21 protein-coding genes are annotated in these 23,181 nt (G+C 49.9%); 6 read left to right on the top strand and 15 right to left on the bottom strand.

Annotated elements, in window-relative coordinates:
- Positions 1-72 precede the first annotated feature (72 nt).
- The 4 genes from E7746_RS09725 to E7746_RS09710 form a co-directional block, all read right to left on the bottom strand.
- A complete protein-coding gene (locus E7746_RS09725) occupies positions 73-1,323 on the bottom strand; it encodes an MFS transporter (RefSeq protein WP_136410676.1) in 1,251 nt (416 codons plus the stop codon).
- Between the two features lie 78 nt (positions 1,324-1,401).
- On the bottom strand, positions 1,402-2,988 hold the full coding sequence (gene gadC / locus E7746_RS09720) for a putative glutamine/gamma-aminobutyrate antiporter GadC (RefSeq protein WP_136410675.1): 1,587 nt from the start codon (positions 2,986-2,988) through the stop codon (positions 1,402-1,404).
- A gap of 26 nt (positions 2,989-3,014) precedes the next feature.
- Positions 3,015-3,980 carry a glutaminase A gene (gene glsA / locus E7746_RS09715; RefSeq protein WP_136410674.1) on the bottom strand — a complete coding sequence of 322 codons (966 nt, stop codon included), beginning with the start codon at positions 3,978-3,980 and terminating at the stop codon, positions 3,015-3,017.
- A gap of 79 nt (positions 3,981-4,059) precedes the next feature.
- Positions 4,060-5,502 (bottom strand): glutamate decarboxylase, encoded by a 1,443-nt coding sequence (locus E7746_RS09710; protein ID WP_136410673.1) that lies wholly within the window; start codon positions 5,500-5,502, stop codon positions 4,060-4,062.
- 262 nt (positions 5,503-5,764) lie between these two features.
- On the opposite strand from E7746_RS09710, the gene E7746_RS09705 reads away from it, so the two are divergent.
- Positions 5,765-6,292: a hypothetical protein gene (locus E7746_RS09705; RefSeq protein WP_136410672.1), complete on the top strand. Its 528-nt coding sequence runs from the start codon at positions 5,765-5,767 to the stop codon at positions 6,290-6,292.
- On the opposite strand, the gene E7746_RS09700 is transcribed toward E7746_RS09705, so the two are convergent.
- The 6 genes from E7746_RS09700 to E7746_RS09675 form a co-directional block, all read right to left on the bottom strand.
- Positions 6,289-8,265, bottom strand: coding sequence for an ABC-F family ATP-binding cassette domain-containing protein (locus E7746_RS09700; RefSeq protein WP_136410671.1), 1,977 nt, complete (start codon positions 8,263-8,265; stop codon positions 6,289-6,291). The genes E7746_RS09705 and E7746_RS09700 overlap by 4 nt on opposite strands.
- Positions 8,266-8,336: 71 nt before the next feature.
- Positions 8,337-8,885, bottom strand: a complete 549-nt coding sequence (locus E7746_RS09695) for a LuxR C-terminal-related transcriptional regulator (protein WP_136410670.1) — start codon at positions 8,883-8,885, stop codon at positions 8,337-8,339.
- 6 nt (positions 8,886-8,891) lie between these two features.
- On the bottom strand, positions 8,892-9,578 hold the full coding sequence (locus tag E7746_RS09690; RefSeq protein WP_136410669.1) for a helix-turn-helix transcriptional regulator: 687 nt from the start codon (positions 9,576-9,578) through the stop codon (positions 8,892-8,894).
- Between the two features lie 5 nt (positions 9,579-9,583).
- Positions 9,584-10,150: a 5-formyltetrahydrofolate cyclo-ligase gene (locus tag E7746_RS09685; protein ID WP_136410668.1), complete on the bottom strand. Its 567-nt coding sequence runs from the start codon at positions 10,148-10,150 to the stop codon at positions 9,584-9,586.
- Between the two features lie 24 nt (positions 10,151-10,174).
- Complete coding sequence (locus tag E7746_RS09680; protein WP_136410667.1) at positions 10,175-11,809, bottom strand: S41 family peptidase; 1,635 nt, start codon at positions 11,807-11,809, stop codon at positions 10,175-10,177.
- Positions 11,810-11,829: 20 nt separating this feature from the next.
- A complete protein-coding gene (locus E7746_RS09675; protein ID WP_136410666.1) occupies positions 11,830-12,261 on the bottom strand; it encodes a dCMP deaminase family protein in 432 nt (143 codons plus the stop codon).
- A 436-nt stretch (positions 12,262-12,697) separates the two neighbouring features.
- Here E7746_RS09675 and E7746_RS09670 point away from each other — a divergent pair, with 436 nt between their 5' ends.
- Entirely contained in the window at positions 12,698-13,201 is a 504-nt protein-coding gene (locus E7746_RS09670; RefSeq protein WP_123396259.1) for an RNA polymerase sigma factor, read from the top strand.
- A gap of 166 nt (positions 13,202-13,367) precedes the next feature.
- Here the strand turns inward: E7746_RS09670 and E7746_RS09665 are convergent, their stop codons facing one another.
- The 5 genes from E7746_RS09665 to thrS form a co-directional block, all read right to left on the bottom strand.
- Positions 13,368-14,816: a tryptophanase gene (locus tag E7746_RS09665; protein WP_136410665.1), complete on the bottom strand. Its 1,449-nt coding sequence runs from the start codon at positions 14,814-14,816 to the stop codon at positions 13,368-13,370.
- Positions 14,817-15,036: 220 nt separating this feature from the next.
- Entirely contained in the window at positions 15,037-15,387 is a 351-nt protein-coding gene (gene rplT, locus E7746_RS09660; RefSeq protein ID WP_123396261.1) for a 50S ribosomal protein L20, read from the bottom strand.
- Positions 15,388-15,516: 129 nt separating this feature from the next.
- Complete coding sequence (rpmI, locus tag E7746_RS09655) at positions 15,517-15,711, bottom strand: 50S ribosomal protein L35 (protein ID WP_123396262.1); 195 nt, start codon at positions 15,709-15,711, stop codon at positions 15,517-15,519.
- Positions 15,712-15,775: 64 nt separating this feature from the next.
- A complete protein-coding gene (gene infC / locus E7746_RS09650) occupies positions 15,776-16,297 on the bottom strand; it encodes a translation initiation factor IF-3 (protein ID WP_123396515.1) in 522 nt (173 codons plus the stop codon).
- 63 nt (positions 16,298-16,360) lie between these two features.
- Positions 16,361-18,298, bottom strand: a complete 1,938-nt coding sequence (gene thrS, locus E7746_RS09645; protein WP_136410664.1) for a threonine--tRNA ligase — start codon at positions 18,296-18,298, stop codon at positions 16,361-16,363.
- A 235-nt stretch (positions 18,299-18,533) separates the two neighbouring features.
- Here thrS and E7746_RS15135 point away from each other — a divergent pair, with 235 nt between their 5' ends.
- The 4 genes from E7746_RS15135 to E7746_RS09630 all read left to right on the top strand — a co-directional run bounded on the left by E7746_RS15135 (position 18,534) and on the right by E7746_RS09630 (position 23,104).
- Positions 18,534-18,677 (top strand): hypothetical protein, encoded by a 144-nt coding sequence (locus E7746_RS15135; protein WP_168184357.1) that lies wholly within the window; start codon positions 18,534-18,536, stop codon positions 18,675-18,677.
- Positions 18,678-18,764: 87 nt separating this feature from the next.
- The gene (locus tag E7746_RS09640; RefSeq protein ID WP_107681949.1) at positions 18,765-20,570 is read left to right on the top strand and encodes an IS1634 family transposase; all 1,806 of its coding nucleotides are present in this window, start codon (positions 18,765-18,767) and stop codon (positions 20,568-20,570) included.
- A gap of 260 nt (positions 20,571-20,830) precedes the next feature.
- The gene (locus E7746_RS09635) at positions 20,831-21,211 is read left to right on the top strand and encodes an AI-2E family transporter (protein WP_136410663.1); all 381 of its coding nucleotides are present in this window, start codon (positions 20,831-20,833) and stop codon (positions 21,209-21,211) included.
- 87 nt (positions 21,212-21,298) lie between these two features.
- The gene (locus E7746_RS09630; protein WP_136409411.1) at positions 21,299-23,104 is read left to right on the top strand and encodes an IS1634 family transposase; all 1,806 of its coding nucleotides are present in this window, start codon (positions 21,299-21,301) and stop codon (positions 23,102-23,104) included.
- The last annotated feature ends 77 nt before the right edge of the window (positions 23,105-23,181 follow it).

Below are 23,181 nucleotides of genomic sequence, written 5' to 3'. Positions count from 1 at the left end.
AATATCTTCAATATATGCATTTTAGGATAAATATTACGCTTTGGAGTGTCCGGTTTTGGGGTGGGCTTGGGGTTAGCTGTAGTAAGAGTTGCGGATGCCGAAGATGAAGCCGCGGCGGTTGTAGAATGCTACTCCGGTTGCTGCTACGATGAGCACGAGTGCGAATAGGAACGGGAATATCAGGCTGCTCTTGCATCCGAAAAGCCGTGCGAAGAAGTCGTTGATTATGGGCAGCAGCGATATGGCCAGATAGTTGGCTGTAAGAATCACCGCCATAGCCATTGTCATGCGTCGGGGCGAGTCGACAATCTCGGTGGCCTTGTCGTATATCACAGGCTGAAGTGTGCCCACTCCGAATCCTACCAGCAGTGCGCCGAGGCAGTATAGCTCAAACGAGTGTACGAGAATGAAAGCGAGCATTCCTATGCTTATCGTGGCGCAAGCAATCCAGTAAGTGTTGTCACGCACGATTCGCAGTGTCTTTATCAGCGATATACCTGAAAGGAACATTGCGAGATAGAGCAGGGCTATCACCGTACCTATCTGTGTGGTGCTTAGCTTGTCAGGGGTCATCAGGTAAGGGCCGTAGTAGGGAATTACACTCATTACATAGATGAAGAAGAAGTAACTTCCAAGCAGCTTTATAGTGGGCATGATATAGAATCCGTCCCATTTCTTGCTGTCTTCGTTTTTGTGGGGATCGGTCGCGTCAACAGGTGCAGGCTCGATAGTTGCAGCCGGGGTCTTGTCGGCAGCTTTGTAGATCCAGGGGAGCAGAAACAGCGATATGGCCGGCAACAGATAGACGAGAAACGGCATGTGCCAGTCGATCGATGCTATGAGGCCCACGATGAAGGTAGCCACTACAAGTGCTCCGTTGCCGATACCCGACACTATGCCCATCTGAGTGACTCGGTAGCTGCCGGTAAACACGTTGGCTATAAGTCCGGTGGAGAATGGCAGTATCAATCCGCAGGCACAACCGAGCAACGCGCTGATGATTATCAGCTCGGTCATTGTGTTGGAGAATATATAGAGTATTGCCGACAGGACATAGAGAGCTACACCGGTAGTAATCACAATGGTCTTGTGATTGGACATCGACAGCCGTCCTGAAAGCAGCACAAAGGGGATTATAAGTAAATTGGGAAGTACGGTAAGCAGCTGTACTTCAAGTTCCGAGGCATTGGGGAAAATTGAATCCAACCTGTCAAGCATCGGTGTCACCGCCAATCCCGGCAGGTCAACTCCGAGCGACAGCGACCACAAGGCTATTGCCGTCATCACCGAAACTGTTGAGCCTGTACCTGTTTTGAATTGCATATCAAGGAGAGCTTTTTATAAATAAAGGCAAGATGCCGATGGATGAATCCATCGGTATCTTGCTGTGATTTCATTGTTTTATGACTTTGTTGAAGTCTTGTCGGGCTCTGCTGTTGGATCAGCAGCAGGCTTTGCAGTAGGCGCGGCGATTCCCTCTGATGCTTCGAACTGAGCTTCGGCTTCGGCGAGTCGGGCTTGTGAAGCAGGGTCGGTCTGCCAATGGAAAGGCACGAAGTCAGATCCCTTTGCCACCCATGACGGTTTGCGGAATCGCAGAATGATAAACGGTGCTACAACAAATATGACTACTCCGCCGATAAGTACCGAGTACCAAATCGTATTTGAACCTATGGCAACCTGGCCCGGAGGCAAGAAGCTGAGTACGAATGCAAGGAGTGAACCTGCAAATCCAATGCCACCTACCAGCCACATGAGCCAGTTGCCGTGATTGCCTATGCGGAAGGGGCGCTTCGCCTTTTTCATCGAGTAGCGAAGATATATGGCGGCTGCAAACATAAGCAGATAGGCTATAAGGTAAAGGAGCACGGTCAACTGTGACAGAATCTGGTAGAAGCTTTCAACCGACGGCATGACAACAAACAGCAGCGACAATAGGGTTACTGCGCCTCCCTGAATGAGAAGGATGTTGCGCTGAATGCCGTTCTTATTTGTCTTCTGGAAGAATGGGGGCAGATAACCGGCCTTACCTACGGCAAGTATACCTTTGGATGGTCCGGAAACCCATGTCAGAACACCTGCGAGCACTCCAAACACGAGGGCTATTGCCATGACGGGCGAAAGCCAACTGATGTGGAAATAGCTGAAGTAGTTGTCAAATCCTACAAGAAGGCTTTGTACAAGGTTGATGTCCTTTGCCGGGATGATAAGTCCGAGGGCGTATGTACCGAATATGAATATAAGCACGGTGATCAATGCTCCGAGGAACACGGCCTTAGGATAGTTGACGGTAGGATTTTTAATCTCGCGTACGTGTACGCCCGACAGCTCCATGCCGGCATAAAACAGGAATATTGATGCAGCAAGGACGATGTTGTCAAACTTTGAGAGGTCGGGGATGAAGTTGCCGTGAAGATTCATTTGAGGAGTACCGCCCACACACAAGTATATCACTCCGAGAATGGTGAGGATGATTACAGGTATTATGGTGCCTACCATACCTCCTATCTTGGAAATTTTTCCTACCCATCCCATGCCTTTCAGCGATATGAATGTGGCAAGCCAGTAGATGGCAAGCACAACAACGAGCGAGTAAATCTTATTGGATGCAAGCACAGAGTCAGCGCCATGGTTCATGCCGATGAAAGCCAGAGCCACAGCTCCGAATGTCAATACGGTAGGATACCAGATGGTGTTTTCGATCCATTGCAGCCAGATGCCGAGAAATCCGAGCTTCTCGCCGAATGCCTCTCCCACCCAGCGGAACATACCGCCTTGCTGATAGGGGAACATCGCCGCCAGCTCGGCAGATACCAATGAAACAGGAATCAGAAATACAAATGCGGCAAAAAGATAATAGAATGCGGAACTGATGCCGTACTCAGCTTCGGCGGGAAGTCCTCGAAGTGACACTACGGCTACGACATTCAACATGATCAGGGTGCCTACGCCGAGTTTAGCGACCGCTTTAATATTAGAGTTAGCCATATTGAATATAATTAATTGTTAGGTTGTCATTTTTGAATAGTGATGTTATTGCCGTTGAATATTCCAAGACCGAGTTTGTTGGCAAATGACTTTATTGCAGCCTGAGCCTTCACGGAGTTTCCTGCGCTGTCAAGCGGTGGAGCGAATGCGGCTATTCCCATTATGCCGGGCAACACTCCGAGCACTCCGCCACCCACTCCGCTTTTAGCCGGCAATCCTGAGGTATAAAGCCAGTCGCCGGTGTGTTCGTAGAAACCTACGGTGGCTATGAGGGAAGTTACTTTGGGAGTGATGTCGGGGTCGAAAACCTTGTCGCCTGTCAATGGATTGCATCCGTTGTTGGCGATTGTGGCCGCCATGACCGATAGCTGTGAAGTCGTGACTCCAAGTGAACATTGACGCGTGTATAGGTCGAGGCTCATGGGTACATCGTCATATATTCGATTGTAGTTTTTGAGCAGCCACGCTATTGCGCGATTGTTGAAGTTGGTGTCGCTTTCGCTCTTGTAGAGCTCGTCGATAAGTTGGGGCGCTGAGCCGCATAGCTTGGTTATGTTGTCGACGATTGCTTTCCACTTGGCGTCAGAGTCGCCTTTTGGGGTGATCATCGAGCAGGCGGTTATAGCCCCGGCGTTGACGAGAGGTGTCGACGGATGGTCGTTTTCAAGCAGAATTGCGAATATCGAATTGAACGGAAGTCCGGTGGCATCGGCTCCAATCATTTTAAGTACAGTTGCCGTGCCGTGCTGCTGCATGGCGAGTATGGCTGTAGGAACCTTTGATATTGATTCGATGCCAAACTTGTAATCGGTATCGCCTATGTTTATGACCTGGCCATCGAGCAGCGTTATGCTCAGCCCAAACAGATTGGAGTCTATGTTGGCCAGATATGGAATATAATCGGCATTGGCTCCGCCTTTTAGATTGCGACTCTCGTCGAAGGCCTCTTGTGCCGCCTGCCTGATTTGGGCAACTGTTATAGTCTTGTTCATAATCGGGGGATGTGCTTTAATCAAGTTGCCGGTGACCATGTCGAATGAACCATAGTCACCGGCGGCTTGAATGAATTAGTTATTTAGCGGCTGGTGCCGGACGTCCTGTGTGGTTGAATGTCTTGGCCGTCAATGGAACATTCTTCTCCATGGCTATACGTGTTGGAGTCGGGTATTCCAAAGCGTTGAGCTCATTGACGGCGAAGTCTATGTCGGCAATAAGCTGGTCGGCCATGTCGCGGCTGAAGCCCTGCTTGCACACAACTCTCATTACTACGATGTTTTCGATATTGGCAGGCATTGTATAAGCAGGTACCATCCATCCCTTCTGAGCAAGCTTGTCCTGAAGGTCAAAGAGGGTCCACTTGGCGGTCTTCTGATATTCAGGCTTCATCAACCATGCGAACAAAGGATTGGGAACATCAGGTGAATAGTTGACAAACGGAGCACGCTGTGCTATCTGCTCATGGATATACTTGCACACTGAAAGCGAGTTGTACTGTACATTCTTGTAGCCTTCAAAGCCCAAGCGGATGAACTGATAGTACTGTCCGAGAATCTGGGCGGCCGGACGAGAGAAATTCAAGCCCACCTGGCGTATTTCGGCTCCAAGATAGTTGACACTGAATGACATCACGTCGGGAAGATACTGCTTGTCCTTCCATACTACCCAACCAAGACCCGGGTATACGAGGCCGAACTTGTGGCCTGAAGTACTGATTGACAGAACCCACTTAAGACGGAAGTCCCACTTCTTTTCGGGGTTAAGGAACGGAAGTATGAAGCCTCCTGAAGCGGCGTCGACATGAATAGGAATGTCGTAGCCGGTCTTTGCGTTATAAGCGTCAAGAGCTGCGTCGAGAGCTTCTACATCGTCATTAAGGCCGGTCCAGGTGACACCTTGGATAGGAACTACGCAGATGGTGTTTTCGTCACAAAGCTTAATTGCTGCTTCGGGGTCGAGAGTGGTCTTTTCAAGAGTCAAAGGCACTGTACGCATTTCAATCTGCCAAAGCTGGGCAAATTTTTCCCATACTATCTGATAGCCTGTCGATATTACGAAATTAGGCTTGTCAAACGGCTTGCCCTCTTTTTGACGACGCTCACGCCAGCGAATCCATGCTGCGATACCGCCGAGCATACAAGCTTCGGAAGAACCTATGGCTACGGCTCCTGTTTTCCACTTGGACTGTTCGGGAGAGTTCCACAGGTTGGCTACTATGTTTATACACTTGCCGTTGATTACGGCTACACGAGGATATTCGGTTTCATCGATATAGTTGATGTTGATAGCCTCGTTCATGAGCTTGGTTGCATATTCGTCCATATAGGTGGTTACGAATGTTGCAAGGTTAAGACGCGGTTGGGTTTGGGCGAATGTTTCGTCCTTTACCATCTGATAAGCTATCTCGGGAGTTGTGGGTCCGTCAGGAATCTTTTCTACCGGAGAGGGTTGTAACATGGCATCTGAGCCGAATGTGTCAGTCTTGGCATCGCCATAGCGGAAATCTTTGTCGACCATTTTAGTGAAATTTTAAGTTTTAGTTATGATGTATATTTGGGATATGTCATGTGTCATTGATCATTAATACCGTTGGCAGATGCCATATTTTATATATATCCTATAACATTTTATTTTTGAATGTGATTGATTAGTATGATGATATTAGCGCATTTTAACGTACCGTACGTTGCAAATTGTTGTTTATGTTAAATGGCTTCGCGACATTATGGGGTGAAATCGGGCGCTTCGGCGCATTATCTTTGCAGAAAAAGATAATGTCATGGAAAACAACGAAACCAAGAAAAGCAAGAGAGTCTACAAGCTGAAGTTTGACCAACTTTGGGTCGATGCCATCAATCAGATACCGGTGTACTATCACAGCGAGATATACTACTGGATTGATTACTACCAGAATCATAACCACAGCGATTTGATAGGCACTATCAAGGACGACCTTGTGCGCTCGTTGTTTATGATCATTTATCCCACAATCAGGCGTCGTCGCATAGCCCGCGAGCATCAGCGCCGTTACCGTGCGCGCAAGAAGGCTGAGCGCCTCGCCGCAATGGAGCGGCAAGCGGCTGCCGATAAGGTCGAGAAGACCCCTCGTGCGGTGCAAAACCCTCGTGCCGGGCAGTCAGGTGCCACAACGACCAATCGCCCCGCCGCAGCGGTCAAGGGAGGGGCATCGGGCGCATATTCATCGATTGTTGACAAAAAAACGCCTCATGGCAGCCATGAAGCGTATAGAGTAGGGCGGTCGGGTAATGAAGACCGCTTTAACAGGCATGAGTGGAAAGGGTCTTAGGATTTCTTGAAATCCTCAAGCTCGATTGTGGCAAGTTCCCACAGGCTCATGGCGTTGTCGAGTTTCTTGTTTAGCGCGGCGTGGGTGTCGAATATCTCGGGCTCTACCTCGCCGGTCGATATGCGGGCTTCGACATCGGCTATTTCCTGCTCGATTCGGGCTATCTCCTCCTCGGCGTCCTTTACTTTGCGCTCGGCGCGTTTCAGCATCTTGTCGCGTTCGCGCTGCTCGGCATAGCTCAGCTTGCGCACAGCCTTCTCATCGGCCGGGGCTTCGGGCGTACGCTCCTTCTTGTCGGATGCAGCAGGAGCCTTTGCGCTCTCCTGACGGGTGGCCGGCTGCGACTTCTCAAGCTCGTTGAGCGACGACAGCTTTTTCTTTTCAAGGAACTCATAGATTCCGCCAAGGCACTCCTTGACCTTGCCGTCGCCGAACTCATATACTTTTTCGACAAGCCCGTCGAGAAATTCTCGGTCGTGGCTCACAACGATTACCGTGCCGTTGAACTCCTTTATGGCTTGCTTTAGGATGTCCTTTGTACCCATGTCGAGGTGGTTGGTGGGCTCGTCGAGAATGAGCAGGTTGACCGGCTCAAGGAGCAGGCGTATCATTGCGAGTCGGGTCTTCTCGCCGCCTGACAGCACCTTGACCTTCTTGTCGGATGCCTCGCCGCCAAACATGAACGCGCCGAGGATGTCGCGAATCTTGGTGCGTATGTCGCCTACGGCAACGCGGTCGATAGTGTCGAATACGGTGATCTCGCCGTCGAGCAGCTGAGCCTGGTTCTGGGCGAAGTATCCTATCTTGACATTGTGGCCTATCTTCAGCGAGCCGGTATAGGGAATCTCGTTCATGATGCACTTGACGAGCGTCGACTTGCCTTCGCCGTTTTTGCCCACAAAGGCCACTTTTTCGCCGCGCTTGATGGTGAATGTGGCGTGGTCAAACACCTGATGGTCGCCATAGGCCTTGCCCACGTTGTCGGCTATGACGGGGTAGTCGCCCGAGCGGGGAGCAGGCGGGAATCGCAGGTTGAGGTGCGATGTGTCGACCTCGTCGACCTCGATGCGTTCAATCTTGGCCAGCTGCTTGATGCGGCTCTGTACCTGCACCGACTTGGTGGCCTTGTAGCGGAAACGCTCGATGAACTCTTCGGTGTCCTGAATCTGCTTCTGCTGGTTCATGTAGGCGCGTCGCTGCTGTTCGAGCCGCTCCTGACGCAGCACCACATACTTTGAGTAGTTGACCGAGTAGTCATAAATCTTTCCAAGCGAAATCTCGATTGTGCGGTTGGTAACATTGTCGATGAACGCACGGTCGTGCGACACGAGTACTACCGCGTTGGCTTTGGTTATCAGGAAGTTTTCAAGCCATTGGATCGATTCTATGTCGAGGTGGTTGGTGGGCTCGTCGAGCAGCAGCACATCGGGACGCGTAAGCAGCAGCTTGGCCAGCTCGATGCGCATACGCCATCCGCCGCTGAACTCGGCCGTGGGGCGATTGAAGTCGCTTCGCTTGAATCCGAGTCCTATGAGGGTCTTCTCCATTTCGGCCTCGCAGTTTTCGCTTTCGGCCATGGCGATGTGCTCGGTGAGGGTGGTGATGTTGTCGATCAGCTTCTGGTACTCGGGGCTGTCGTAGTCGGTGCGCGAGGCAAGCTGTTCGTTAAGCCGGTCGAAACGCGCGTGCATCTCGTCGATCGAGGAGAAAGCCTTGCGCACCTCCTCGATTACGGTCAAGGAGTCGGAGATGGTCATGTGCTGAGGCAGATAACCTATGGTCACGCCTTGTGGAACCGCCACCGAACCCGATGTGGGGTGCTGAAGTCCGGCTATTATCTTGAGCATCGTTGACTTTCCGGCGCCGTTCTTGCCCACGAGGGCTATCTTGTCCTTCTTGTTGATGACATAGCTGATGTTGTCAAAGAGGCTCTTGGCGCTGAATTCAACTGACAGGTTGTTTATCGAGATCATTTATAGACTTGTTTGGCTTGCAAAGTTACGACAGTTGGCATAATAGAGCCAACGTGTTAACATATTTTTGCTTAACGTGACTGATTGGTTTTGTTGTTGAGGTCGGCCTCGCTTATATAGCCGTTCATCATGGCATATACGCTGAGTCCGGGCACACTCTTTATGCCGAGCTTGGCGGTGATGTTCTTGCGATGCGACAGCACGGTGTTGAAGCTGATGTTCAGCCGGTCGGCGATCTCCTTGTTTATCAGTCCGAGCGCTACAAGCCGCAACACCTCCACTTCGCGCTGCGACAGCGTGGCTGCCTGGCCCGACTGTGAATTGTCGTGACTTTTAAGCAGTTGGCGCAGACGGTCGACAATCTGCGATTCATCGGCTGCCGGGTCGAGCATTCCCTCGGCCGTACCGGTGACGATGCAGCGCGAGCGGCGTGCTATGAAGAAGTCGAGATTGGCGCAGTAGCGGGCCGGAGTGACGATGTAGAGCACCGACGAAGTGTCGCCGGCTTCAGGTGTCGAGTTGTCGGCGATTATGTTGGCGTTGATGTCGAAGTATTCGCTGAGAATGTACTTCAGCCCCAATGCGCATAAAGTGCTGTCGAGTACTATGTTGACCGTCATGACCGGCTATTTGTCTAATTGAGAAAGAAGTGAGCGGCTTATGGGCAGCAGGATGCGGTTGCGTATCCTGTTGTTCTGTCGGATGTCCTTCTCAAGCGTGATGATGGCAACGATCACGCCATAGCAAAGGTTGAGGTCGTATTGGCCCGATAGGTGCATGATAAACATGTTTTTGAGGTCGCTCAGTTTATCCTCTATCGTGGTGCTTTCGTCGTCAAGACACAAGGGCGTCGAGGGGGCTTGTCCGTTTTCCATTGCGATGATTGCCGGAAACCATTGTGCGGTGTCGTTGTCGATGCGTTTTACTATGTCGTTTTTCAGCCCCTCGAAAAATCGCAGCATCAGTTCGAGATTATTGTTGTTGCCGTCGCTCGACGAGAGCAGCAGCTTGAAATGTCGCTGTATGTTGGGGAGCTGAAACTTGGTGTAGTAGTTGTTGGTCTTTATCAGATAGCTGATTATCTCATGGGCGCTGAACGACATGAGCGTTTCCTCGGGGAAGTAGCTCTCGTTGATGAAGGTGTTGAGGATGGTGAGGAAAAACTCGGTGTCGAGCCCGTGATTGCGGCACACGGCCTCGATCGAGCTGTCGCCCGTGCCGAGATATATTCCGAATCGGTTGATTACGGGAATCACCGAAGGCTCATTGTTGATTACATCGCAGAGTTTAGTGTTGGAATATATCAGTGCCATTTTGTTCAGCCGTTGTGCTTGTTGCGTGATTTGATGTTTATGATGCGTGAGTCGGTGATCACGATATCCATCGTGATGTCATGGGGCTCGCTGTCGATTTCATCGACGAGCTGGAAGTCGTAGCCTATGCCTATCTTGGTGGCTTTGGTGCGGCTCAGCAGGCGGTCGTAATAGCCTTTGCCGCGACCCACGCGGTTGCCCCGGTTGTCGTAGGCGATTCCGGGCACGATTATCAGCTCGATGTTGTCGATGTTTTCGATGTCGTCGCCTGTGGGCTCTTCGATGTGGAATGCGCCGTATTGGAGTCGGGTGCGGTCGTAGGGCAGCACATCGAGGTTGACTCCGTTGACACGCGGCAGGAAGAAGTGCTTGCGGGTGTGCCACTTGTCGATGAAGTCGATTGTCGACAGCTCATCGGGCAGGGAGTGGTACATCAATATCTTGTCGGCCATCATGAACGCTACCGACTTTTCAAGCATCGAGAATGCAGCCTCGGCAGCCTGTCGACGCTCTTGCTCCGACAGAAGTGCCTTGTGAGCCTTTATGCGGCTGCGTATTTCTTCCTTTTTCATCGTAATCAGCTTTTGGGTGTTGTGTCAGTTGACTTTGCCTTGAGCTGTTATCGGAACCGCCGCGTCGCCTTGTTCGAGATGCGTTACCGCCTGGATGAATGCCGGGTCGATTGTGTTGGCAACCTCGTAGTAGGCTTGTCGACCGATAATGTCGCTTGCAATCAAAGCCTTCAGGTAATTAACAATCAATCCTTGGGAAATGTTGATGTAGTACCATCGAGCCGGGATGCCGTTCTGTGCGGCATAGCTTACAAAGAGCTGCAGCAGCTCGTCGTCGGGCGGGAGCAGGGCGAGTATTTCGTTTACGTTTTTGGCCGCGCTCAGTCGTTCGCGGTAGCGGTCGCTGTACTCGAAGGCAAATCGTTGCAGCAGTCCGGCGTTGAGCACGTTGATGTAGTAGCTTGATATGCCGGCCGTGTCGTTGGGCACGAAGAAGTCGGGCATTATGCCTCCGCCTCCGTAGACGGTGCGGCCGCCTGCGGTGGTGTACTGTAGATCCTTGTTAAACTTGATGCTGTCGGAGTTGTAGAATTCGCCGTGGTCGTAGCGGTCGAGAATCTCCTGCTCATAGGTGCCTCGCTTGCCGAGCTGGTAGTCCTTCTGGATGCAGCGTCCCGAGGGTGTGTGGTAGCGTGACACGGTGAGTCGTATAGCGCTGCTGTCGGGCAGCGTTGTCTGTCGTTGTACGAGTCCCTTTCCGAATGAGCGTCGGCCCACGATGAGTGCGCGGTCGTTGTCCTGCATGGCTCCGGCGAAGATTTCGCTCGCGCTTGCCGAGTACTCGTCGATGAGCACTACGAGTTCGGAGTCGATAAACGATCCTGTGCCGTCGCTGAACACGCGGCTTTCATCGTCGTCGTTGCGTCCGCGGGTGTAGACGATGGGGCTGTTGGCCGGGAGGAATTCATTGGCCATCATTATCGCCATCTCCATGAATCCGCCGCCGTTGCCTCGCAGGTCGAGGATGAAGTTGCGTGCTCCGGCCGCCTTGAGCTTCACGAGCGAGGTGAAGAACTCGCTGTAGGTGGTGCGTCCGAATTTGTTGACCTTGACATATCCGGTGGTGGGATTTATGAGATAGGCGGCGTCGACCGTATTCACGGGAATGTCGCCGCGCGTAACCTCAAATGTAAGGAGATTTTTGCTGTTGTTGCGCTTTATGCCGAGATTAACGGTGGTGCCTTTCTCGCCTCGAAGCATCTTCACGATGTCGGTGTTGACGATTCCCTGACCGGCTACAAGCGAGTCATTGATTGTGATGACGCGGTCGCCGGGCATGATTCCCACCTTCTCGGAGGGGCCGCCGGGTATTACCTCGTTAATGGTGACGGTGTCGGTGAGCATGGTGAATGACACGCCTATGCCGCTGAACGAGCCGTCGAGGTCCTCATTGACTGCCTGAAGTTCCGACGCGGGAATATAGGTAGAGTGGGGGTCGAGGTTGGCCATGAGCTTGGGTATGGTCAATTCGATTATGGAGTCTATGTCGACCTCGTCGACATAGTCGCTTTCAATGAGTCCGAGTATGTTGTCGAGCTTCCGCTGTCCCGATGTGTGCGAAACCTTGGTGCTGAAGTGCAGTCCCAGCCATATACCCCCGATGAGCGACAGGGCTATGACTATCGGAATCCATGCGATTGTGTTTTTGCTATTCTTCATATATCAATGTGGGTGTGTCGTCAATCTATTTCAGCTATGTGGATACATTCGACTCCGGCGCGGCGCAGTATCTCGAGTCCGTCCTGTATGCGGTAGAGGTCGTTGTAGACCACGCGCTTGATGCCGGCCTGGATTATGAGCTTGGAACATTCAAGACACGGCGAGGCTGTGATGTAGAGGGTGGAGCCTTCGCTGCTGTTGCCTATGCGGGCCACCTTGGTGATGGCGTTGGCTTCGGCGTGGAGCACGTAGGGTTTTGTGACTCCGTTTTCGTCCTCGCACACGTTTTCAAATCCGGCCGGAGTGCCGTTGTACCCGTCCGAGATTATCATTTGGTCCTTTACTAAAAGGGCTCCTACCTTGCGACGCTGACAATAGGAATTTTCCGACCAGATTCTTGCCATGCGTAGATAGCGCTTGTCGAGCAAGCTTTGTTTCTCCTGTGAATTCATTTGGAACTGAAACTTATACGACACAAAGATACTAAATATATTTAGGTTATGAACACTCTATCTTTCTCATTATTATATGTCGCATTATTTATTGCAACATCTATGTTGTCGGGAAGTTCACCGATGTAACGAAATTTTAAGATGTTGCAAACGTGTTACAATTATGTGCTTATCAGGCATTTGGCATGAATTTAGGGGTGTGTGACAGGATGTGTAATGCAATGTAACAAGAGTGAAACATGGCATATAAAATCATAAAATATTAATAATCAATGATATGAATGTGCTAAAATGTTAAATCTATCATTTTAACTAAAAAATATTTCACAAAATTCTTGCATATTAAAAATATTGCGTATATTTGCATCGTAATCGATTTGTAACACGTTTGTGTAGCAAATGTATCAAACAACATCAACATCAAAAATTATCAATTATGGGTTCTACTAATTTTCAAGCTAAGCTTCTCGGATTGCAAAGCAATCTACTGAATTTTGCGTATATCCTCACTTCCAACCGTGACGATGCTTACGATCTTCTTCAGGACACTACTTTGAAGGCTCTCGACAACGAGGACAAGTATGTGGACAATGTAAACTTCAAGGGATGGGTGTTCACCATCATGCGTAACATCTTCATCAACAACTACCGCAAGGTCGTTCGCTCGGCTACAATCATGGATCAGACCGAGGATCTCTATCACCTCAACCTTCCGCAGGATTCGGGTTTTGAAACTCCCGAAGGTTCGGTTGCCGCAAAGGAGATCACTGCAGCCATCAACTCATTCAGCGATGACTACCGCATTCCCTTCTCAATGCACGTTGCCGGCTACAAGTACAATGAAATCGCCGAAAAGATGAATCTTCCCCTCGGAACGGTTAAGAGCCGCATCTTCTTCGCCCGTCAGCGCTTGCAGCAGACATTGAAGGACTATCGCTAAAAACAGCATTGGAGCCTGTCGCCCCACTAAGGACGGCCCATAATTAAAATTGATACCACAGGCGGATTGTCGGTCGACATTCCGCCTTTTATTTTGCAATATGCCGCCGGTATGCGACAAGAGGCAGCTCGGAATGAGCTGCCTCTTGCTGTGTGTGGATGGATTGTTACAGGCTGTCGCCGAAGTCCATTCGGAATTTTTCGGCGAGGTCCTCCTGCCAGTGGCCTATCTCTTTCATGCGGCCGAAGAAGAATCGCAGCACCTTGGGCTCTTCGGTCCATTGCAGACCGCCTATGAGGTCGCGGTTGTCCCAAACCCATTTTACGCGGTCGGCACAGTATTTCACCTGGCTGAGCGTGAACACTCGGCGCGGCATGGCGAGGCGCAGCAGCTCAAGCTCGGCATAACGCTCCGAGCCGTCGGGCTCGCGCTGCTCCGACACTGTTCCGCGCTCCATGCCTCGGATACCGCCGGCTATGTACAGCGCGGCTGCAACGGCTGCCGCAGGATATTGGTTGTGGGGCAACTCGGGCAGTATCTCCGAGCAGTTGAGGTGGGCTCCAAGTCCGCCGGCGGGCTTGATTACGGGCACTCCGTAGTCGTCGAGCTCTTTTACGAGGTACTGGATGAACTCGGGACCCTGGCTTATGTAGTCCATGTCGAGCGATTCGTAAAGGCCAACGGCCACGGCCTCGATCGACCTTACATCCATACCGCCGTAGGTGAGGAAGCCTTCGTAGAGGGGAATGAACTCCATGAGGCTTTTCATGAGGCTCTCATTGTGGCTGGTGATGGCACCGCCTCGGCCGAATCCAAGTTTTCGGCTTGAGAAGTAGATTATGTCCATCTTGTCGGCGAGCAGATGGTATATCTGCTTTGTTGTCATGTACTTGCACTGGGCTTCGCGGGTCTTCATGAAGTACACGTTGTCCTGAAGCAGCGAGGCGTCGAGCACGCTCATTACGCCGTATTTGTGACACACATCGGCCACGGCAAGCATGTTCTCGAGCGATACGGGCTGTCCGCCTATGAGGTTTGTGCCGGCCTCTACGCGCACGAATGCCACATTCTCAGGGCCGTACTGCTCGATGGTTTCCTTGAGCACATCGAGATTGAAGTTGCCCTTGAACGGGTCGTCGCTCTGGGGCTGCAGACCTTTGCTGTCGACCACTTCGACTACTTCGCCTCCGCAGCGCGTTATGTGGGCCTTGGTTGTGGTGAAGTGGAAGTTCATGATTGCCACCGAGCCGGGCTTCACGAATGCTTCGGCCAGAATGTTCTCGCATGCTCGTCCCTGATGGGCGGGCAACAGATATTCGGTTCCGAACACCTCCTTGACCGCGCGGCGCAGGCGGTTGAATGTTTCGCTTCCCGCGTAGGAGTCGTCGGCCGTGAACATTGCTGCCGTCTGCTCGTCCGACATCGCGTTTACACCGCTGTCGGTGAGCATGTCCATGTATATGTCCTTGTTTTGAAGAAGGAATGTATTGTTTCCGGCCCCTTGGATTGCCTGAAGTCGCTTCTCTACCGGCAAGAGGTTGAGTTTCTGTACCACTCTCACCTTGTGCATTTCCAGGGGTACTTGATTTTCCGATTTGTAGAATTTTACTGCCATGTAATTAATGTTGGTTTATTGTCGGTTATTATTTGTGATTTTTATGGTTTGATGCAAATTTAAGTACAATAATTATTATTTGCAAGCAAAACGGGGCTAATAGTAGTCGTTGTGATACGATGTGCGTGATATGCGTGTCATTCAGAGAGTCTTAAAAAGAAGTCAGGACACCGTCCCGATGGCGGGATGATGTCCTGACTCTATAAGATGTCGCAATTATTTATGCGTTCTTCACCTTGTCAACTACAGCCTTGAAAGCTGCGGGGTTGTTGAGGGCGAGGTCGGCAAGCACTTTGCGGTTGATCTCGATACCTGCTTTGTGGATAAGTCCCATCAACTTAGAGTAGGAGAGGTTCTCCTGACGGGCGGCAGCGTTGATACGCTGAATCCAGAGAGCGCGGAAGTTGCGCTTCTTGTCCTTGCGGTCGCGGTAAGCGTAGGTAAGACCCTTTTCCCAAGTGTTCTTGGCTACGGTCCAAACGTTCTTGCGGCAACCGAAGTATCCGCGGGTGAGTTTTAAGATTTTCTTTCGGCGTGCTCTTGAAGCAACATGATTTACTGATCTTGGCATCTTGTAAAATGTTTTTTGAATGTCAGCGGCTTAATTGCTCTTTGGTTTTTAGCTGTGCATTCGGTTAATAATAACGATTATAGAAATCACGAATTAAAAACGGTGAAACTCATCGGAGTCCTCTGCCTACTACATTGCGAGCAGCTCCTTGACATTGTGGATGTCAGCCTTAGCTACTGTAGAGAAGTGGGTGAGGTTTCTTTTTTGTTTCTTAGTCTTCTTGGTCAGGATGTGACTTTTGAAGGCATGTTTTCTTTTGATTTTTCCTGTTCCGGTAAGGGCGAACCTCTTTTTGGCACCGGAATTAGTCTTTACCTTAGGCATTTCTTTAATTTTTAATTAATTCGAGTTTATATAATATTTCTGAATCGGCTTTGATTGGTTGCGATTACTTTTTCTTGGGCGAAATCATGATAGTCATTCTCTTGCCTTCAAGCACCGGCATTTGCTCAAGCTTACCCAAGTCCTCAAGGGCGGTTGCAAACTTAAGCAGCAACACTTCGCCTTGTTCCTTGAAAAGGATTGAGCGTCCGCGGAAAAATACGTAGGCCTTTACTTTGGCTCCCTCCTTGAGGAATTCCATAGCGTGCTTGAGCTTGAAGTTGTAGTCGTGGTCGTCGGTCTGGGGTCCGAATCGGATTTCCTTCACAACCACCTTGGTTGACTTGGCTTTTTGCTCTTTAAGGCGTTTCTTCTGCTGGTAGAGGAATTTCTGATAGTCCAGAATCTTGCACACGGGGGGATTGGCGCTTGCCGAAATCTCGATTAGGTCAAGACCTTCTTCCTCGGCCAGACGGAGAGCCTCCTGAATGGAGTATATTCCCGGTTCCACATTGTCGCCGACGAGGCGTACCTCACGGGCTCTGATGCGTTCATTGATTGCATAAGGGTCTTTCTCTTTTTGAGGCATTCCTTTACGCTGCGGGGTGCCGCGATGCGGCTGATTTCCAGGTTTGTTATCCATTCAGTAGTTTTATTGATTTACCATATTGTTGACTTCGTCGGTCAAATATTCTGCAAAGGTAGCAATTTTCATCGTACCTTTATCGCCTTCGCCTTGTTTTCTTACGGAAATTTCACCATTTTGTGCTTCTTTTTCACCAACAATGAGCAGATAAGGTATTCTTTTAAGCTCGTTGTCGCGGATTTTCTTTCCGATTTTCTCGTTGCGGTCGTCGACAATTGCCCTTACATCGGCGGCGTTAAGCTCCTTTGCAACCTGATAGGCGTAGTCGTTGAACTTCTCGCTGATGGGGAGCACCACAGCCTGGTCGGGGGCGAGCCACAAGGGGAATCGTCCGGCGGTGTGCTCGAGGAGCACGGCCACGAAGCGTTCCATCGAACCGAAGGGTGCGCGGTGAATCATCACGGGGCGATGCTTCTGGTTGTCGGCTCCGGTGTATTCGAGCTGGAAGCGTTCGGGAAGGTTGTAGTCGACCTGAATTGTTCCAAGCTGCCAACGGCGGCCTATTGCGTCCTTGACCATGAAGTCGAGCTTCGGGCCGTAGAAGGCTGCCTCGCCAAGTTCGGTGCGGGCTTTCAGCCCTTTTTCGGCGCAAGCTTCGATGATGGCCTGCTCGGCAAGGTGCCAGTTCTCGTCGGAACCGATGTATTTCTCCTTGTTCTTGGGGTCGCGAAGTGAAATCTGAGCCTCGTAGTTGTCAAATTTGAGAGCCTTGAAGATGTAGAATATGATATCCATAACCTTAAGGAACTCATCCTTGATCTGCTCGGGGGCGCAGAATATGTGTGCGTCGTCCTGAGTAAATCCGCGCACACGGGTGAGTCCGTGAAGCTCACCGCTCTGCTCGTAACGGTAGACCGTTCCGAATTCGGCGAGTCGCAAGGGGAGCTCGCGATAGGAGCGGGGGAACGCCTTGAATATCTCGCAGTGGTGAGGGCAGTTCATCGGTTTGAGCAGGTACTCTTCGCCCTCCTCGGGAGTGTGGATGGGCTGGAATGAGTCCTTGCCGTATTTTGCATAATGACCTGAGGTCACGTAGAGCATCTTGTTGCCTATGTGGGGTGTGATTACCTGCAGGTAGCCGTACTGCTTCTGAATCTTGCGCAGGAACTGCTCAAGACGGTCGCGGAGAGCGGCACCCTTGGGAAGCCAGAGGGGAAGTCCGGCACCAACGTTTGACGAGAAGGCAAATAGCTCCATCTCCTTGCCGAGCTTGCGGTGGTCGCGCTTCTTGGCCTCTTCCATGAGCACGAGATACTCGTCGAGCATCTTCTTCTTGGGGAATGTTATGCCATAGACGCGCACGAGCTGGTTGCGCTTTTCGTCGCCGCGCCAGTAAGCGCCGGCAAGCGAAGTTATCTTCACAGCCTTGATGGGGGCGGTGTTGGGAAGGTGGGGACCGCGGCACAGGTCGGTGAACGCACCCTGGGTGTAGGTGGTTATGTGGCCGTCCTCAAGTTCGCTGATAAGCTCGCACTTGTACTCCTCGTTGCGGTCGCCAAACATTTTCATCGCATCGGCTTTGGCTATGTCGGCTCTGACAATAGGCTCTTTCTTTTGAGCGAGCTCAATCATCTTGGCTTCGATTTTGGGGAAGTCGGCGGCTGTTATGGTGTGACCGTTGGGGTCGATGTCGTAGTAGAATCCGTTTTCAATGGCAGGTCCTATACCGAACTTCACGCCCGGGTAAAGCTCTTGGAGAGCTTCGGCGAGAAGGTGGGCCGAACTGTGCCAGAAAGCGTGCTTGCCTTCCGGGTCATCCCACTTGAAGAGTTTTATTTCGGCGTCATCGTTGATGGGACGGCTTATGTCCCACTCTTCACCGTTGACTGTGGCCGCAAGAATGTCTTGGGCCAAGCGCGGGCTTATGCTTTCGGCAATCTGCAGCGGAGTCGTGCCGGCTTCATACTGCCTTGAGCTCTTGTCAGGAAATGTAATTGTTATCATTGTAAATGTTTATAGTGTTTTGCCGGTATTTTTGCCGTATGGGCACACCTATGCAAAAAATCGACTGCAAATTTACGTAATAATTTCAATACTATCCAAACTTTCACATAATTATATTGGAAGTAATTGTCACATTTGGGGTAATGGCATCCATTATTACTGAAGCAACCTTGAAAGTGAACAGTGGCGAGAGCGGAATTGTTTAAATAACATAATTTAACGCGACTATTTATTTATGCCATCAAAAGTTTCATCCCGATATTGGACCGTCGACCGCATCATGCGGCTTGTAATCGGTCTTGCCATAGCTGCGGCGCTCATATATCTGGTGCGTTATCTCAGCAATGTGCTCGGTAGTTTGACAGTTGCATTTTCATGAATCTTTTTTGCTGGCACGCTTGCACGTGTCAAATTTTATTACTATCTTTGTAGCACCGTGTAGCAATCAACGGCAGGGCGGCATAATATGAAGCTGAAAATAACCAAGACAAAAAAGACTTCCATCCTTTATGTACAGAAGGCATACAGGGACAAGAACGGCAAAAGTACCTCAAGAATCCATGAGCGCCTTGGAACGCTTGAGGAAGTTCGTCAGAGATGCGGAGACAGAGATCCTGTTGAATGGGCCAGGGAATATATCGCCAGGCTTACGGCACAGGAGAAGGAGGGCCGGCAGGTGATAATATCACGTCTGTCGCCCACAAAGCTTATTGAAAAAGGCGAGGCTCAGAGTTGCGAGAGCGGATATCTGTTTCTTAAACGGCTGTACCATAAGGTCGGGATGGACAGGATATGCGAGGCAATCTCACGTAAACATAAGTTCGACTTCGATTTCAACAAAGTTCTGGAGCTGATGGTCTACGAACGGCTTTTGAGACCGGCTTCAAAACTAGGTAATTATCGCAGGAGCGGAAGCTATATCGAGCCTTTTGATATAGAAAAACAGCATATCTACAGGAGTCTGGATATCCTGGACAGACACGGTGAATACATCCAGAAGAGACTTTTCCTTAATTCGTCAAAGGTTGTCGAACGGGATACGACCGTCATGTACTATGACTGCACCAACTATTTTTTCGAGAGAGAATCTGCCGATCCGGACTATGTGACAGACAAAAAAGGGAACGTTCATGAACGTATACGCAAGTACGGAGTCTCCAAGGAACATCGACCGAACCCCATCGTACAGATGGGTATGTTCATCGACAACTCCGGCATGCCGGTTGCGATGTGCATCAATCCCGGCAATGCCAACGAACAGACTACCTTGATTCCAACTGAAAAGATTATAGTTGAGAAGATGGGGGTCAGCAAGATTGTAGTCTGTACAGACGGAGGTCTCTCTTCTGAAGGCAACCGGTCATATAACTCCACAGCAGAAAGATCATTCATAACGGTGCAGTCAATAAAGAAACTGGAGGATAATCTCAGGGACTGGTGTCTGGAACCGACAGGATGGAAACTTGTAAAGTCCGACACGGTACAAAAAGACAAGCGGTACCGGGATGCAGACGAGGATGAACTGGAGTTTGACCTGACTGATGCCGATACTGCCCGTTATTACGGAGACCGCACTTTTTATCGCGAGCGTTGGATTGTCAATGAAAAGACAAAGTTCTCTCAAAGATTGATTGTGACATTTTCATACAAATACCGCGACTACCTCCGATTCCTGCGTCAACGCGAGATTGACAAGGCTGACAGCAATGCACGTGGAAACAGGACATTGACCAAATCTTATAAGAGCCCTGACAGGTTCCTTTCCGAGACCTACGCCACAGAAGACGGCGAGGTTGCGGTATTCAGAACCGTCTCCCTGAATCTTGACGCCATATCAGAAGAAGAAAAATATGACGGCTTCTATGCGATATGTACGGATCTGTCTGACAATGTGACGAAAATCATCGAACTGAACCATAACCGCTGGGAGTCGGAGGATGCCTTCAGGGTCATCAAGACTGACTTCAAGGGTCGACCCGTCTTCGTCTGGACGGCGGAACACATAAGGGCCCACTTCATTGTCTGCTTTATCACACTACTGCTCTTCAGAATAATGGAAAAGGAACTGAACTATAAATACACATCCTCCGCTATAATTGAGAAACTACGGTCAATGACTATGAACATAGTCAAGGGAGAAGGCTACAAGCCTAACTTCACACGGGATGATCTTACCGATGACCTACATGCCAAAGCCGGCTTCAGACTCGACACCGAGATTGTTACTCGTCAGAAAATCAAACAGATTATTGCTAATATTAAAAAAGGTTAAATATAGATAACCCCATTCCAGTGCTACATATATAGACCCTTTTGCACATGGCTTCACGCCAATGTACAAAAGGGTTTGCTCGTTTTTGGACTGTAAAAGATGGGATAATTTCAATACTATCCAAACTTTCACATAATTATATTGGAAGTAATTGTCACATTTGGGGTAATGGCATCCATTATTACTGAAGCAACCTTGAAAGTGAACAGTGGCGAGAGCGGAATTGTTTAAATAACATAATTTAACGCGACTATTTATTTATGCCATCAAAAGTTTCATCCCGATATTGGACCGTCGACCGCATCATGCGGCTTGTAATCGGTCTTGCCATAGCTGCGGCGCTCATATATCTGGTGCGTTATCTCAGCAATGTGCTGCTGCCATTTTTTGTTGCGTGCTTCATCGCCTATATACTTCAACCCATAGTCGACATGAACCGCCGGCTCACCCGCACCAAGGGGCGTGTAATCCCGTCGATACTCACGCTCGTCGATGTGACGGTGGTCATAGCCTTGGTGGTCTACATATTCCTGCCGTCGGTGATTAAGGAGCTGAACACGCTGGGCGACATACTGAAGAGCGTGTCGTCGGGCGAGGTGAAGCTTCCCAAGTTCGGTAGTTTGACAGTTGCATTTTCATGAATCTTTTTTGCTGGCACGCTTGCACGTGTCAAATTTTATTACTATCTTTGTAGCACCGTGTAGCAATCAACGGCAGGGCGGCATAATATGAAGCTGAAAATAACCAAGACAAAAAAGACTTCCATCCTTTATGTACAGAAGGCATACAGGGACAAGAACGGCAAAAGTACCTCAAGAATCCATGAGCGCCTTGGAACGCTTGAGGAAGTTCGTCAGAGATGCGGAGACAGAGATCCTGTTGAATGGGCCAGGGGATATATCGCCAGGCTTACGGCACAGGAGAAGGAGGGCCGGCAGGTGATAATATCACGTCTGTCGCCCACAAAGCTTATTGAAAAAGGCGAGGCTCAGAGTTGCGAGAGCGGATATCTGTTTCTTAAACGGCTGTACCATAAGGTCGGGATGGACAGGATATGCGAGGCAATCTCACGTAAACATAAGTTCGACTTCGATTTCAACAAAGTTCTGGAGCTGATGGTCTACGAACGGCTTTTGAGACCGGCTTCAAAACTAGGTAATTATCGCAGGAGCGGAAGCTATATCGAGCCTTTTGATATAGAAAAACAGCATATCTACAGGAGTCTGGATATCCTGGACAGACACGGTGAATACATCCAGAAGAGACTTTTCCTTAATTCGTCAAAGGTTGTCGAACGGGATACGACCGTCATGTACTATGACTGCACCAACTATTTTTTCGAGAGAGAATCTGCCGATCCGGACTATGTGACAGACAAAAAAGGGAACGTTCATGAACGTATACGCAAGTACGGAGTCTCCAAGGAACATCGACCGAACCCCATCGTACAGATGGGTATGTTCATCGACAACTCCGGCATGCCGGTTGCGATGTGCATCAATCCCGGCAATGCCAACGAACAGACTACCTTGATTCCAACTGAAAAGATTATAGTTGAGAAGATGGGGGTCAGCAAGATTGTAGTCTGTACAGACGGAGGTCTCTCTTCTGAAGGCAACCGGTCATATAACTCCACAGCAGAAAGATCATTCATAACGGTGCAGTCAATAAAGAAACTGGAGGATAATCTCAGGGACTGGTGTCTGGAACCGACAGGATGGAAACTTGTAAAGTCCGACACGGTACAAAAAGACAAGCGGTACCGGGATGCAGACGAGGATGAACTGGAGTTTGACCTGACTGATGCCGATACTGCCCGTTATTACGGAGACCGCACTTTTTATCGCGAGCGTTGGATTGTCAATGAAAAGACAAAGTTCTCTCAAAGATTGATTGTGACATTTTCATACAAATACCGCGACTACCTCCGATTCCTGCGTCAACGCGAGATTGACAAGGCTGACAGCAATGCACGTGGAAACAGGACATTGACCAAATCTTATAAGAGCCCTGACAGGTTCCTTTCCGAGACCTACGCCACAGAAGACGGCGAGGTTGCGGTATTCAGAACCGTCTCCCTGAATCTTGACGCCATATCAGAAGAAGAAAAATATGACGGCTTCTATGCGATATGTACGGATCTGTCTGACAATGTGACGAAAATCATCGAACTGAACCATAACCGCTGGGAGTCGGAGGATGCCTTCAGGGTCATCAAGACTGACTTCAAGGGTCGACCCGTCTTCGTCTGGACGGCGGAACACATAAGGGCCCACTTCATTGTCTGCTTTATCACACTACTGCTCTTCAGAATAATGGAAAAGGAACTGAACTATAAATACACATCCTCCGCTATAATTGAGAAACTACGGTCAATGACTATGAACATAGTCAAGGGAGAAGGCTACAAGCCTAACTTCACACGGGATGATCTTACCGATGACCTACATGCCAAAGCCGGCTTCAGACTCGACACCGAGATTGTTACTCGTCAGAAAATCAAACAGATTATTGCTAATATTAAAAAAGGTTAAATATAGATAACCCCATTCCAGTGCTACATATATAGACCCTTTTGCACATGGCTTCACGCCAATGTACAAAAGGGTTT

The organism is Muribaculum gordoncarteri, assembly GCF_004803695.1.
Classification (GTDB): domain Bacteria; phylum Bacteroidota; class Bacteroidia; order Bacteroidales; family Muribaculaceae; genus Muribaculum; species Muribaculum gordoncarteri.
The sequence above is the reverse complement of the archived record's forward strand: the minus strand, read 5'-3'. Positions and strand labels throughout refer to the sequence as shown.

What these genes read in the sequence shown, in the direction of transcription:
- E7746_RS09725 (WP_136410676.1), bottom strand. Translation starts at nt 1,323, where the DNA reads ATGCAATTCAAAACAGGTACAGGCTCAACAGTTTCGGTGATGACGGCA.
- gadC (WP_136410675.1), bottom strand. Translation starts at nt 2,988, where the DNA reads ATGGCTAACTCTAATATTAAAGCGGTCGCTAAACTCGGCGTAGGCACC.
- glsA (WP_136410674.1), bottom strand. Translation starts at nt 3,980, where the DNA reads ATGAACAAGACTATAACAGTTGCCCAAATCAGGCAGGCGGCACAAGAG.
- E7746_RS09710 (WP_136410673.1), bottom strand. Translation starts at nt 5,502, where the DNA reads ATGGTCGACAAAGATTTCCGCTATGGCGATGCCAAGACTGACACATTC.
- E7746_RS09705 (WP_136410672.1), top strand. Translation starts at nt 5,765, where the DNA reads ATGGAAAACAACGAAACCAAGAAAAGCAAGAGAGTCTACAAGCTGAAG.
- E7746_RS09700 (WP_136410671.1), bottom strand. Translation starts at nt 8,265, where the DNA reads ATGATCTCGATAAACAACCTGTCAGTTGAATTCAGCGCCAAGAGCCTC.
- E7746_RS09695 (WP_136410670.1), bottom strand. Translation starts at nt 8,885, where the DNA reads ATGACGGTCAACATAGTACTCGACAGCACTTTATGCGCATTGGGGCTG.
- E7746_RS09690 (WP_136410669.1), bottom strand. Translation starts at nt 9,578, where the DNA reads ATGGCACTGATATATTCCAACACTAAACTCTGCGATGTAATCAACAAT.
- E7746_RS09685 (WP_136410668.1), bottom strand. Translation starts at nt 10,150, where the DNA reads ATGAAAAAGGAAGAAATACGCAGCCGCATAAAGGCTCACAAGGCACTT.
- E7746_RS09680 (WP_136410667.1), bottom strand. Translation starts at nt 11,809, where the DNA reads ATGAAGAATAGCAAAAACACAATCGCATGGATTCCGATAGTCATAGCC.
- E7746_RS09675 (WP_136410666.1), bottom strand. Translation starts at nt 12,261, where the DNA reads ATGAATTCACAGGAGAAACAAAGCTTGCTCGACAAGCGCTATCTACGC.
- E7746_RS09670 (WP_123396259.1), top strand. Translation starts at nt 12,698, where the DNA reads ATGGGTTCTACTAATTTTCAAGCTAAGCTTCTCGGATTGCAAAGCAAT.
- E7746_RS09665 (WP_136410665.1), bottom strand. Translation starts at nt 14,816, where the DNA reads ATGGCAGTAAAATTCTACAAATCGGAAAATCAAGTACCCCTGGAAATG.
- rplT (WP_123396261.1), bottom strand. Translation starts at nt 15,387, where the DNA reads ATGCCAAGATCAGTAAATCATGTTGCTTCAAGAGCACGCCGAAAGAAA.
- rpmI (WP_123396262.1), bottom strand. Translation starts at nt 15,711, where the DNA reads ATGCCTAAGGTAAAGACTAATTCCGGTGCCAAAAAGAGGTTCGCCCTT.
- infC (WP_123396515.1), bottom strand. Translation starts at nt 16,297, where the DNA reads ATGCCTCAAAAAGAGAAAGACCCTTATGCAATCAATGAACGCATCAGA.
- thrS (WP_136410664.1), bottom strand. Translation starts at nt 18,298, where the DNA reads ATGATAACAATTACATTTCCTGACAAGAGCTCAAGGCAGTATGAAGCC.
- E7746_RS15135 (WP_168184357.1), top strand. Translation starts at nt 18,534, where the DNA reads ATGCCATCAAAAGTTTCATCCCGATATTGGACCGTCGACCGCATCATG.
- E7746_RS09640 (WP_107681949.1), top strand. Translation starts at nt 18,765, where the DNA reads ATGAAGCTGAAAATAACCAAGACAAAAAAGACTTCCATCCTTTATGTA.
- E7746_RS09635 (WP_136410663.1), top strand. Translation starts at nt 20,831, where the DNA reads ATGCCATCAAAAGTTTCATCCCGATATTGGACCGTCGACCGCATCATG.
- E7746_RS09630 (WP_136409411.1), top strand. Translation starts at nt 21,299, where the DNA reads ATGAAGCTGAAAATAACCAAGACAAAAAAGACTTCCATCCTTTATGTA.